Raw genomic sequence first — 13,501 nt, 5'->3', positions numbered from 1 at the left:
GTCTGTAACTACAAAAATCGTCCGAAATATCGTCCCTAAATTATCTATTTGTATTTTATTTTGCTGATTTATAAATATTTATATAAATGGCACTGACTTCGCTTATATAACCGGAAACCTTTTCGGCCTTTTAATTGCCACAGTATTAAGGTTAGCAGTAAAGCATACTGATGGGATAATTTAATAATGGAGAATTATAAAAATATCCGCAATGGAACAATAAGAGTTAACTGAACTTTAACCATGATTAAAAGGCTCATTATTTACTTTTGTTTATTGACCTTTTGCGCAACAGCCAGCGCTCAAAATCCTGACGTCCTGCTTTTTAAACTTAATAAGACCGGTCAAAATACAAATCGGGGAAACATGACAATTGCAGGTATCCTGGTCACTATTATACTTGCCGTTTTGTTTTACACCACTTACCGTAATAAACAGCGGACTAATTTTCGTCTTCAGACCAAGCAGGATCAAATTAACCGTCAGAACGAGGAGCTGTTGGAACTAGCGAAGGAAGAAGAGAGATTGTTAAAAGATAATGAGGTGCTACTAAAACAGCAGGAGAGTCTAATAGTTGAAAAGGAGTGGTTGCTCAGAGAAGTTCATCATCGTGTAAAGAATAACTTGCAAATGGTCATGAGTCTGCTATATACGCAAGCTGCGTATTTGCAAAACACCGATGCGATCGATGCAATAAGGAATAGTCAGAACAGGGTGCAAGCGATCTCAATAATTCATCAGAAGCTTTATAGTAAGACCAACGTAGCAACAATTTTAATGAATGATTATGTTAGCGACCTGGTGAGGCATCTTTGCGCCTGTTACGATTGTACTTATAGGAACATCATATTAAGAGAGATTGTAGAGCCGGTGAGCCTGGATATTTCACAGGCGGTGCCAATGGGTCTAATACTAAACGAAGCGATAACAAATGCCATTAAGTACGCTTTTAGGTCAGACGGTGGAGAAATAATTATCGAAGGCCGTATTTTGAGTGCGGATACCGTTAAACTTACAATTGCCGACAATGGCAAAGGGTTGCCCTACGATTTTAATATAACCGATACTTCATCGTTAGGGATGGAAATGATGAAAACACTCAGCAAGCAACTAGGCGGCAGTTTTGAGATCAGCGGGAATCGGGGTGTGGTCATAACTGTACTATTTAAGATCGAAAGTGAATTAAAAATGGCTTAACATTAAAGCCTTCGAGGGGTGATGTAGCGGTGCTTAACGGTTAGCATTCGTTTATTTTTATTTACTTTTGATGGGATTTACCTGGGGAAATTCTGTAACAGGATAACGGTTGCAGAGTCGGTCGGAAATTTCGACTTTAATATCCTATTAGAAGATCGGATCGCTGATATCTGAAAATAAATCATTCTTTTTTTCTTTTTCTGTAATGCTCTATTGTTTTTAAGAACAATCTTATTAAATACAAATATGACATGCATATGCAATCGTTATTATTCTATCTAAAAAATCTTTTAGTCGATCGCAATAGTGCACGGGCTTTAGTCATCTTATTATTACTCCCGTTAGCAGCACTGGGTCAGTACTATCCCTCTCCGCAACCTGAGAATCCTGCAAATGAACAAGTCCTGTTAACACAACTTGGAAGTGTTTATGGCAAGAATAAAATAAATATACTTCTTAGGCTAACAAATCTTTATCTGAATAAGCCGTTGCGTCGCGATGCAGATTTGAAACGTGCACTGAGTTTTGGGACGGCAGCGCGTGATTCAAGTATTAAATACCATGATAAAAAAAGTACCGATGAGGCTTTATTGTTTATAGCTGACATTTATACTTACCAGAATAATATGCAGGCTGCGGAAAACATTCTCCCCGCGTTAAAAGACATAGCCAAAGCTGCATTATATCTGAACTTAAGCTATAAATATGGTATAATGGACGCTTCTGACCAGAAAGCCGCATGGGAAAAAGGGCTCTATTTTGCCGGCGAAGCGCGACGCCTAAGTACTCAATTTCATTTGCCATTGTATGAAATACTCGCGCTTAAGGATAAAGCCTACATCGACATGGTTCAATCAAAAGGAGATCCTGAGAACGAATTTCTCGAAGCATTGAAGAGATACCGCGCTTTGAAATATCCTTCTTTACAGTACACATTTAATGTCCTGGCAGGTTATTATTTTTATACCGGTCATCCCGACAAGGCAGAATACTACAGTCAGGAAGCAATAAAAACGATGAAGGCTACGAGAGACACGCTCATTGCTGGCGACATCTATTTTATATATGGAATGGTCTCTTTCAATAACGGAAACTACCAAAAGGGCCTTGATCTTGGGAAGTTAGCTATAGATTATCTGAAAATACATGCGGGCATGTTTTGCTTAAATCAACGCTTAGTTTTTATTCTGCCCGTGCGTGCGTTACGAAAAATGAAAAGGTATTCTGAGGCAGTCAATTATGTCCGGCGCATGCAGGCTGAATACCCCGCAACAAACATCAGCGATAAGATTGAGGATGACATGTTACTCGGTAATATTTATCGCGATATGAAAGCCTATAACAAAGCTGAAGAAGCATTTTTAACAGCGTTAAAGATAAATAAAACTCAGGCAGATCCATATGTGTCTCTTTATAAGGATATTGGTCAGCTTTACGTTGAATCAAAACAGTATGAGAAAGCCAAGCCTTTTTTAAATTTTGTCGTTAATCATAAGAACAATGTGTTGGCATCGTCGGTAAAAAGCCACTTAAATTATTTGCTTTTCCTTGCGGATTCAGCAACCGGTGATTATTTCTCAGCTATCAAGCATTTGAGCTTCTATCATAATGCACAGGAATTTGACTTGAGGAAGGCGAAGGAAGATAATGCAAAAAAACTAGCCGTTCAATTTGAAACCAGGCAAAAAGAAGATAGCATCAAACTGCTAAGTCAAAGGGCCGCATTGGATAAAAGCAACCTGCAACGGGCTAACCTGATGAAGAATGTTACCATTGGGGGCATCGTGTTAGTTTTAATTATAGCAGGGCTATTATACCGGCAAAGCAGGCTGCGGAAAAAGAATAATCAAACTGTCACGCTGCAAAACAAACTAATTACTCACAAAAATGAACAACTGGAAGACCTCGTGACCGAAAAAGAATGGCTGCTCAAAGAAGTTCATCATCGTGTTAAAAATAACCTGCAAATAGTGATGAGCCTGCTGTATACACAATCTGCCTATTTACAAAATACAGATGCTATCGATGCGATCAGGGATAGCCAAAACCGCGTACAAGCCATCTCTATTATTCATCAAAAGCTTTATAGCAAGAGCAATGTAGCGACTGTTGTAATGTCTGATTACGTTGATGACCTGGTACGGCATCTCTATGCGTGTTACGATTGCAGCCGTCTAAAGATCAGGTTTAAAGAAGCGATAGATCCGATAAATCTGGATATATCCCAGGCGGTACCGCTGGGCCTGATATTGAACGAAGCGATTACGAATTCCATCAAATATGCCTTTGATAAGGATGGCGGGGAGATAATGATAGAAGGTCATTTAATTGACTCTGAAACGATCAGCCTTATTATTGCTGATAATGGTAAAGGGTTGCCTGCAGATTTTGACCTGGCAGCAACATCGTCGTTAGGCATGGAAATGATGAGAGCTCTGAGCAAACAACTGGGTGGTAGCTTTGAGATTAAAAATGACCCAGGTGTTGTCATAACTATAAAGTTTAAAATTGAAAACACCTTTAAGCCAGTTGCTGAGAAGTTGGCAGCACTATAATTGGGGCCTTACAATTATTTTATTTATCAAAGTGTCTTTTGATGATGAAAGAAATAGGCAATCCCACCAAAATCATGTGCCAGATAATTCCGATTATCGCATCGCCTGTTCCGAAAGAAGCAGGCGGAGTTTTGCTTAGCGGAACCACTATTAGATTCATAACTATCCAGGCACATAAGCCTAGTAGCAGGCCCGACATAATAGGGGAATAACGAAGGATTTTAATTTTAGGATATGTAAAAAAATAGATAGCTGTGGTTGTAATAGCTATTCCAAAATGCAATAATATGCCAATTAAGATCATTGGGACACCACCCTTAAAGGCCGCTTCACCAAAAAGCCCGCTTGCCACATATTGCATAACCTGGCCAGGATTTAAACCGAGTTTTATATTTAACATTACCGATGCCTCCACACCGTCGAGCAACCCTGCTACTACGCCCGCAAATATTATTGTCTGGAGACTATCTGATTTAGGTTTTGAGTTGATTCGAATTCTTCGTTCCATTTGCTTGCTATTATTAATTGACATGCTGATGGTACGCAACTAATGTTCCATATTTTAACTATCTTATTATTAGTTAGTTAATTCATTTGTGGTGTCGGTGAATACACCATATTTAGCGTAATGGCGGATGATACACTAAATAGAGGGTCATCCTGCCATTCTTTAATTTTTACCTAAAGACTCATAATCTTTTGGTCCCTGGTTCGAGCCCAGGTGGGCGCACTTTTTTAAAAAGGGCATTTTCTGGCGAAAACTGCCCTTTTTTGTTATATTTGAGCGGTTTTCACCGAGGCGGTACTGACGCCGTAGAAACTTCAAAACGTCAGGACTTACATGATTTTTTGTTGAACTTCACGTAAAAAGTGTCGGAAAAGTGTCGGGTTAGTTTTTAGCCCTGCGTCTCATGCTCTTTTTACGTGCCCAATTTTTTAAATTATGGCACTCGTAAAGGCTGTTGTTTATGAAGAATTCAAAAGAACAGATGGGACCTACAATGTAAAGATCAAGGTCTACCATCAAAAGAAAAAAGGGGTTATTGACACCCAACATTTCCTGTCCGCCCGTCAGTTGGACAGGTATCTTAAAATCAAGGATAAATTTATCCTCGATGAACTTTCCATTACTCTGGCGGATTATCGAAAAACGATCACCAACCTCGGGCCGAAGCTCGATTTCATGACCTGCGATAATCTCAAAGATTTTTTGGAGGGCAAGGATGAAGAAGTTGACTTTGTTAAATTCTGCACACACCACGTCAATGCGCTGAAGGAAGACGGCCGCGACGGCACAGCGAAGAACCATTCGAAAATTAAAAACAGCCTGATCGACTATTTTGGGAAAGACCGCATTTCAATGCTGGAGATCAACGCCGCGATGCTTTATCAGTATGAGAAATGGCTGCGTAGAGATCGCATCATGACGCGAATTAACCGTTTTTTCGGTACGAGCTGGAAAGCCCAAACGGTCAAATTCGAAAAACAGTTGTCTAACAAATCGTCAGATTTTACGGCTACCCTCACCATTTCCTGCGTGGACAAAGTAGACACACGTTTTGAGATTGCCGACATATTGACCACCATCGCCCGGCAGTATCATGGCCGTGACCGGGCATTGTACTGGATGGACTATGGCAATAGCCGGGTAAGCGGTCAGGTCGTATTATCTACCCTCGATAAAATCAAACAACCTGCATCTGAACAATACCAGCCCATCGACACGTTGCAGATGGTGACCGAAGAATTTAAGGAACTGTTACAGGCAGGCGAAGCCGACAATACGCCAAGCTGTTCTTTGGCCGAGGCACTCACCAAGCAGGAATTATTTATCAATTCCGCTTTAGCCAATTGCGGGGCATCGCTTTTATGGCAACTGTTCCGTGAGGGCATTTTGTTTAACTGGGGCTTTTTCCTCAACCTGCAGGAGTTCAGGACACAGCCCATTAAAGTCAACTAATATGAAAACCATCATCTATTTTATATTCACCTGTGGCATTTCCACAGGTTGTATGTTCGGTGCGTTAAATGCGCCCAACCCATATCCGCTGTTCGCCGTTGCCTTCGGCATCTGGGCATTATTTATTTGGGGCTGTCATAAACGGGCAAAACGGAAAGTAGAACAGCGCAACCGGGAACGGCTTTTTGACGAATTTATCCGCAGGCAGATGCGCAACAAGCCATAAAACAGTAATCGTCATCAGGACGCGCCGGGCGGGAAAATTGCCCGGCTGCCCCGGCGATTGCCGGGGCCCCATCGGCGGCTGTCGGTTTCACCACCAGGACAGCCGCCGTTTCTGTAAAAAAAAATCAATAGATAATCGGTTATTATCCGATTATCTGTTCAAAAATTTACATGTATAAACTGGAATCGCTGTATTTCATATCAGTCGCATGCCGGTGATAAAACCGTCTGCTTTTTCAAATTTCTATACCCGCTCATTTAGGCAGCGCCGCAACCGGGGTGCCATTCATGCCTTGTTTAACTAAATAACTTATAAACTGTGAGAATGAACTGACGTCTTGTTCAGTACTTGCGCGTTCCAGTGCTTTCATATATTCGTCACGTTTCTCAACCGGAATGACTGTCCAGGGGTAACCGCCGGACGCCAGCATGGCATTCATTAAAAACCTGCCCATCCTTCCGTTGCCGTCCATATAGGGATGAATAAATACAAAAATGAAATGACCGAGGACAGCTCTGACCGATGCTTCAGGCTCGTTTGCTAACAATTCAAAGAAAACAGGCATCGCATCCCTCATGGCGTCGACGCTTAAAGGCACATGCTGCGAATTACCAATATAAACCTGGTGACTGCGATAGCCTGCTAAATCAGAGGCTTTTAATATCCCGGCAACAACACTGGGGTCAAAAAGCTGCCGGTACCATCGCTGGTGATCGGCATCAATTTGTTTCCCGGGATTGGCGCCCTCCATGATTTTGATGATGGACTCTTTTACTAACTGGAATGCTTGGTAATATCCCCTTGCCGCCATCGCATCCTGCTGCTTTTTATCTTCTTCATTTATTTGAGCATCCCATTTACCGGCCATTACCCGCTCGATTAATTCAGGTGTAACCTTATATCGCTCTATAGAAAGAGAGTGATAAGCATCTGTAATATAAATGGCGTCGACATCTTTTAAATACGATTCATGATCTTTTGAAATGCCTGGTGCAGCCGGAAAATCGCGTATAACGGTTTCACGCATTTGCTGCCACATCAGCTTTATCCGGTTGACAAAAGGGGAGCGCTCACGCTGCGATAGATCAATTGACAGCTTGCTTTGAAATGGGTCTTCTTCGCGGGCGTCATATCCTGCTTGCTTCATAGACTCGATAATTTGATCGGCTATTTTATCCCGTTGGATATTTCTGAAAGCCCCTGCCAGCCTCCCCGCGATCGTGGTGTGTCCTTTGTCAAGAAGAACGGGTAGCAATTCAGAGGCATCGCGTATGAGTGATAATGTCGTCCTGGCGTTCAGGCCGGTATTGCCAAATGCGCTGACTGTGCAATAAATTAGGGCGGCCTGCAGGTTATAAATTCTTAATCCGCGTTCAGTGGTCATTTGATCAGCAGGTGGTAATTCACCTTTGTGATTGAACAGCGAGGTGTTATGCGGAAGCGGCGTGGGCCGGTTATTTGCCTGCGGGGATCGGACAACTAATTGTTGTGGCACTGCCCAGTTACCCGCATGAATAGCTAATGACTGATCTGCTGAAAGACACCAGTCATTCTCATATTTACTTTCAATAAACCTGGCACAGAACTCCCAGTAAGAACTATACCATGAAGTCGTTTCACCAGGCTTTTCTGCCGGATTGGACGAAATATACCAACCTTTGGTCACTTCCTTTAGGAAGCCTTGCCTGGTTAATATTTCGCGATACATTCTGGAAGGAATATCGTCGGTATAAATAGCTACTATTCCTTTGTCCTGAAGACTTTTTAATGCCTTTAACGCTTCTGCAAACCTTTCCTGTAACTTTGCCATGATTAAATATGTTGAGGGTTCTTCTTTTAAGTATTAGTCCAATAGTGCAAAATTAGCAAACCCCCTCGCGGTAAATTTAGTAAACATTGTTGTGGTAATTTTAGCAAACAACGCTGTAATAAACTTAGCAAATGTTGATGTGGTAAATTTAGCAAATATTGACGTAGTAAATTTAGCAAATAATGTTGTGTTAAATGGGTCAATACATTATTTTTTGGAGTTTTGGCGCGATATAAAAACTTATATCGCGCCAAAACTCATATTTTTTTACTACTTTTGGCGTAATATAAAAATCTATATTACGCCAAAACTCATTTATTTGCTATGGAAACTGTGATAGGAAGAACTGAAGAAAAGCTGCTATTAAAAAAAATTGAAAGGTCACGAGAGGCTGAATTGCTGGCAGTTTACGGTCGAAGAAGGATTGGCAAAACATTTTTGATCAGAAATGGCTTCAGTAAAAAGCTGGCCTTTGAATTTAGCGGTACACATAACGCACTATTGAGCCAGGCGTTAGAAACCTTTGCGCTTGCGTTGACAAACGCAAGCGGCGGCTTAAAGTTAGCAAAGCCTGATAGTTGGACACAGGCATTCCTGATGCTCACACAGTATCTGACCCCATTGGTAAAAAAAGAGCGGCAAATTGTATTCTTTGACGAATTTCCCTGGATTAATAGCCCCAGATCAGGGTTTTTGCCCGCTTTTGAATACTTTTGGAATAGCTGGGCTTCAAAGGAAAAAAATTTGGTCGTGGTGATCTGCGGCTCGGCGGCATCCTGGATGATCAAAAAAGTAATCAATAACCGGGGCGGGTTACACAATAGGGTTACCCGAAGAATACGATTATTGCCCTTTACCATTGCTGAAACGGCCGAATATTTACGATCACGCAAAATTAAACTTGATCGTTACCAAATATTGCAGCTATATATGGCCATGGGGGGGATTCCCCAATACTTAAAAGAGGTAGAACCTGGAAACAGTGCCGCCCAAGTGATCGATAAGCTGTGTTTTACAAAGGATGGATTACTTAACGATGAATTCAAAAATCTATATTATTCATTGTTTGACAGCGCCGATAATCATATTAGTGTAATCAGGGCGCTGGCGCAGAAAGGAAAAGGATTAAGCCGAAATGAAATTATAGAAGCCTGTAAATTAACTTCAGGCGGATATGCCAGCCAAATATTGAACGAACTTTCTGAATCCGGATTTATTACGCCTTACGTACCCTTTGGCAAAACGACAAAGGATAGCCTATATAAGCTTACAGATGAATATTCACTGTTCTACATCAAGTTTATTGAAAATAGCCGGGCCCAAGGACCGGGTACCTGGTTGATGTTTTCCACGGGCTCATCCTGGAAAAGTTGGAGCGGGACCGCATTTGAAAGCGTTTGCATAAAGCATATAGACCAGATCAAACAAGCCATCGGTATCAAAAATGTATATGCCGAAGTTTCCGTTTGGCGGTATCAACCCAAAAGTGCAAGTGAACAGGGGGCTCAAATTGATATGCTGATAGATCGGGCTGATGGATGCATCAATCTTTGTGAAATGAAATTTGCCTCAGATGTGTTTGAAATAAGTAAATCTTATGCCAAAGAACTTGATAGCAAGCAAAAGGTGTTTCAGGCCCAAACGAAAACCAGAAAGACCCTGTTTCTTACAATGATGACGACATATGGGGTAAAAAATGGGATTGCATATCCTGGTCTTATTCAGCAGGAAGTTACCATGGATAGCTTGTTTAACCCATTATAAAAGTCGAATGAAGTTAACTCCGGTGTTTGATGAATTTGGTTTGGTTGAGAAGATCGCCAATAACTTGACTAACCGGGAAGTGATGAACCTCAATCCACTTCCCGAGATCAAAAAGATATTGGAGTATTATAGAAGCCTGTTTGGAAAAATACAGGACCTTAATGATACTGAAGTTGAAAAACTCAAACAAAATGTTACCACATTCTTCAATTTAAAGCCGCTATCTACCGCAGCCGAACTCCCTAAATTTTTCGTAAGGATTTCAAACAACAATCGCATCCTTAAGGCTCAGAGGCGGGAACTGGGTTATTTAACCGATATAGACCAGCTTTTAGCACCGCCGGCTAAATTTTGTAATTATGGTCGTAACAACGTCCCTGGTCAGCGGATCACTTATTGTGCTTTTGGATGAAGCCTCGGCGTATTGGGAAACCAAACCGCAAAATGGTGATGTGATCACTATATCGAGATTCGTGTTGAAACCCGGCGCAAGGGGGTAAGTGGAAGATACGGAGGCTTTGACCAGCTAATTTCGGAAATTGGTGATCAATAATTCCGTGACACATTGAACATATTAATTTATTGATTATTAATTGCGATCTTCTTAACTGCTAACACAACCTGGTGTCCCCAAAAGCACGGAATACTCTGGTCAAGCTTCCCGCAATATCCAGTAAGCTAGCGACTTCAAATGCGTTTCTGCGCCGAAATGCATCGCATCTTCGTTAAGTACTTCCTTTAGTATCTGCTCTGCCATGTTGTATTTTCTTAACCCGAGGTATCCGAGACCGGAAATGTACCGGCAATGCAAATAATTTCTTTTTTGCAGGTCATCATCAAAGATCAGCAGATCGGGCAGGGAAACGGCAAAATAATCTATCCTTACTTCATTATGCTGATTTCGTTCGCCGTATTCTGCCAGGTTGCGGAAGATGCCTTCTGCCTTAGAGGATTCCCCTAGTTTCTCCCAGGCAAGACCCTGGTAAAATATCTTATCGGGTTGCTGATCATTATAAAATACGGCAGCGTTTGGCTCGGTCAGCCCCATGGATGCCTTTTTCCAATTGATCTCGGCATTAACGACATCTCCCATGCAGGCATAAGCATTACCCAACCAGTAAAAAATATCATTTTCCCGGGCGCCATAAAGTTTACCTTCACCAAGGCTATGGGGAAAGTGTTGTGCCTCGTTCAACCGACCTATGGCTCTTTCAAACAAGCCATCGGCAATATCCTGTTTGGCAAGTTCTGTAAGACTGTAAACATACTGGCCCGATACTTTGCCTTCACCGCCTTCCCATGGGTGGAACTTCCTGTTCATCAGTAGTTTATAAGCCAATTCAAAATTGCCGGAAAAATTTTCCAGTGAAACAATCTCCAGATACAGATCGTCTCTTTGCCCAACAAGTGATGGATACTTTTTTAAATTGTCCAGCCGCCATAAAGCGGGCTTATTGATCCTTTTGTAAAGCTGGTCCAGTTCCATTAGTACCCTTGCGTCGGAGGGGTCGCACAGAAATGCCTTTTCAAATAAATTAAGCGCCGTCTCGGGTTGTTTCCGCTTATTGTAAACTGCTATCGCAAGGTTTCGGTAAGCTGTGGGGAAAGAGGGTGAGACCACAATAGCTTTTTCCCAGCAATTCATTGCTTCCTCATACTGTTTCTTGTCGTACCACAGATTTCCCAAACAGTAAAGTGCTTTTGCATCCGAAACAATATTTTTTATGGCATACTGCAAGACCAAAATATCTTCCAGGCGATTCGGAAAACAAATGCCAAGTTCAGACCCGGCTGCCTTCATCAGGTACATATAGCTTTGGTCCGGGTTCCCTGCCTTTTGCCAGTAATAAGCTAGATAATAATTAATCAACGGCGAATTTAATTCGGTCGGTGTGGTATGAAGGATCAACTCGATGGCCTGACTGAACAGGCCCAGATCGGCAAACTCAATCGAAAAATCGATCAGCGTATGCGCGTTGCCTCTGCTCAATTTTAGTAAATTATCAATAATTCCTTCAGCGAGCTTTTGATCGCCTTGCTCGAGGTAGCAAAAGTACAGTTCAAATAGCACGCTCAAGTTAAAATGGTCACGGTTTAATGCCTGTTCAGCAGCGGTTATAGCTTCCTTTATTCTATTGAGTTTGCGCAAGGCATGTACCTTTACCAAATAGGCTCTGCCGTTTCTGGCGTTCCTATCGATCGACCAGTCAATATGTTCTAATGCAAGCTCATGGTCACCCCGTGAAATATCGATCCGTGCCAGTGCGAAATAGGCACTGTCCTGCCAAGCGCTGCTCCATGCTGACTTGAAAAATGCATCATAAGCCTCATGGGTTCTTTGTTGATAATGAAGAGACATTCCGAGGTTGTAATAAGGCTCACCATCATATGGATTGGGATTTCGTTGGGTAGCCGTTCCAGTTGCTTTCCTGAAATAACTTTGGCTAATTTCAAATCGTCCCCTCCGTAGATACCAAACGCCCAATGCATTATTGTTTCTGATGTCGCCTGGTTCCCTTGACAGCGCCTCCTGATAATAGGGTACCGGGCTGTAGGTTGCATGTCTGTATTGCTCCAGGTGCTGGCCGGTAAGAAAAAGCTGTTCAAGGCTTTCAATGTCTTTTGGCTCGAGAGCAGGCGACGCCGGATCCGGAATCGCCGGTGCTCCGTCACCCGGATCAGGTTGATAGGCTAAAAGTTCCCTGTTTTCGTGATCGGACACCGAAACACGCAACTTTTCGGGATCCAAAGGGATTATCTTTAATGACTTTTCAAATATCTTTTCGGGCGAAATAACAGATGTTTCTTCGAATAATAATTCATTACCCATTTTAAGCCTGATATTCAATGCACGTTGTTCTGAAGTAGCGAAAACCCGAAGTGTAACGGTATCACCTTCGGTGTCCAGCCCAAGCAAAATATCTTTCGTGGCGTTCCTGACCATGCCGACTTCGCGGTAAGGAAGAAAATATTGCGTAAAGGACTTTTCTTCATTCGGCATTATCCAGGTAAAATCTGGTTGATTATCCGTGTAAACGCCCGTCATTAATTCGATATACGGCCCATCTTCGTCGGTCAGGTTTCTGTCCCAGGCGACGCCGAAATCGCCGTTGCCCCATGTCCACTGCTTCTTTCCGGGTGATACATGGTGGTCTGCTACGTGCAACATCCCGGCCTTTTTATCATGCTCATAGCCACCGACAAAATTATAGGAAGAACCGACTGCCATATACGATGTGGGAACAGGGATGTTCTTATACCGGGAAATATCAGTACCTGGTGAGTAATCGACCTTATAGTAAGTGCCGGTTGCAATCGGGAATGATGAAACATCCCGTTTTCCATGGTCAAATACGGCGTGCACGTCAGGCGGAAAGATGGATTGATAATACTCATTCACCTGGACGGCCGGGTTTGCCCACCACAAAAAGGTCTGGGGAAGATTGGTCCGGTTATATAACTGCGCTTTTATTTCCAGGTAAGCCTTGTCAGGGTATAATGTAAAACCTGCCATACCTTTGGTATGAAACATTTTTTCGACCTCGCTTACCCATACGGTCTTGCTGCCGTCGTTGTTTTCTTCTATCAGATAATCTATTGGTTCGAAAGTACTTGGGCGATGATGTTGAGGCCAGTTGAATTCAATCCCTCCCGAAATCCATGGCCCGCAAAGGCCGACCAGCGCCGGCTTAATTACCTGGTTATAATAAATGAAATGACGGTTGGCTATCTTATCAAAGGCCATATGGACCCGTCCACCTATTTCCGGCAGTATCATGATCTTCAAATATTTGTTTTCAAGAAAAAGTGCCTGGTAGGGCTGGTCGGTTTTTTCGTCCTCAATGGATTCGATCACCGGGTTCGGGTAAACAACGCCGCTGCTTCCCTGGTAAACCCGGTTCTCAAAGAACATGGGGTTTTTATCAGGTGATCCGGTGCGATAGGTAGGCAACAAAACTTCCTCTTGCCATATTGAAACTTCCATATAA

Annotated in this window: 9 protein-coding genes; 6 read left to right on the top strand and 3 right to left on the bottom strand. The window is 42.4% G+C overall.

Annotated features, from left to right (window positions below):
- Positions 1-366: 366 nt before the first annotated feature.
- A complete protein-coding gene (locus tag Q3A68_RS08415; protein WP_302900623.1) occupies positions 367-1,197 on the top strand; it encodes a sensor histidine kinase in 831 nt (276 codons plus the stop codon).
- A gap of 257 nt (positions 1,198-1,454) precedes the next feature.
- On the top strand, positions 1,455-3,752 hold the full coding sequence (locus tag Q3A68_RS08410; protein ID WP_302900622.1) for a tetratricopeptide repeat-containing sensor histidine kinase: 2,298 nt from the start codon (positions 1,455-1,457) through the stop codon (positions 3,750-3,752).
- A 19-nt stretch (positions 3,753-3,771) separates the two neighbouring features.
- On the opposite strand, the gene Q3A68_RS08405 is transcribed toward Q3A68_RS08410, so the two are convergent.
- Positions 3,772-4,260, bottom strand: coding sequence for a hypothetical protein (locus tag Q3A68_RS08405; RefSeq protein WP_302900621.1), 489 nt, complete (start codon positions 4,258-4,260; stop codon positions 3,772-3,774).
- A gap of 435 nt (positions 4,261-4,695) precedes the next feature.
- Here Q3A68_RS08405 and Q3A68_RS08400 point away from each other — a divergent pair, with 435 nt between their 5' ends.
- Both Q3A68_RS08400 and Q3A68_RS08395 read left to right on the top strand, forming a co-directional pair.
- On the top strand, positions 4,696-5,712 hold the full coding sequence (locus Q3A68_RS08400; protein WP_302900620.1) for a phage integrase SAM-like domain-containing protein: 1,017 nt from the start codon (positions 4,696-4,698) through the stop codon (positions 5,710-5,712).
- Position 5,713: 1 nt separating this feature from the next.
- Positions 5,714-5,938 (top strand): hypothetical protein, encoded by a 225-nt coding sequence (locus Q3A68_RS08395; protein WP_302900619.1) that lies wholly within the window; start codon positions 5,714-5,716, stop codon positions 5,936-5,938.
- 253 nt (positions 5,939-6,191) lie between these two features.
- Here Q3A68_RS08395 and Q3A68_RS08390 read toward each other — a convergent pair whose 3' ends face one another.
- Positions 6,192-7,748, bottom strand: coding sequence for a Fic family protein (locus tag Q3A68_RS08390; RefSeq protein WP_302900618.1), 1,557 nt, complete (start codon positions 7,746-7,748; stop codon positions 6,192-6,194).
- A 324-nt stretch (positions 7,749-8,072) separates the two neighbouring features.
- Between Q3A68_RS08390 and Q3A68_RS08385 the strand changes: the two genes are divergently transcribed.
- Positions 8,073-9,512, top strand: coding sequence for an AAA family ATPase (locus tag Q3A68_RS08385; protein ID WP_302900617.1), 1,440 nt, complete (start codon positions 8,073-8,075; stop codon positions 9,510-9,512).
- Positions 9,513-9,519: 7 nt separating this feature from the next.
- Positions 9,520-9,924 carry a hypothetical protein gene (locus Q3A68_RS08380; RefSeq protein ID WP_302900616.1) on the top strand — a complete coding sequence of 135 codons (405 nt, stop codon included), beginning with the start codon at positions 9,520-9,522 and terminating at the stop codon, positions 9,922-9,924.
- 240 nt (positions 9,925-10,164) lie between these two features.
- Here the strand turns inward: Q3A68_RS08380 and Q3A68_RS08375 are convergent, their stop codons facing one another.
- Positions 10,165-13,497, bottom strand: a complete 3,333-nt coding sequence (locus Q3A68_RS08375) for a tetratricopeptide repeat protein (protein ID WP_302900615.1) — start codon at positions 13,495-13,497, stop codon at positions 10,165-10,167.
- Positions 13,498-13,501 lie beyond the last annotated feature (4 nt).

Origin of the sequence: Mucilaginibacter tolerans, from assembly GCF_030519375.1 — a bacterium.
In the GTDB taxonomy this organism is placed as follows: Bacteria; Bacteroidota; Bacteroidia; order Sphingobacteriales; family Sphingobacteriaceae; genus Mucilaginibacter.
Note: the sequence above shows the minus strand (reverse complement) of the source record. Positions and strands in the feature narration are given on the sequence as shown.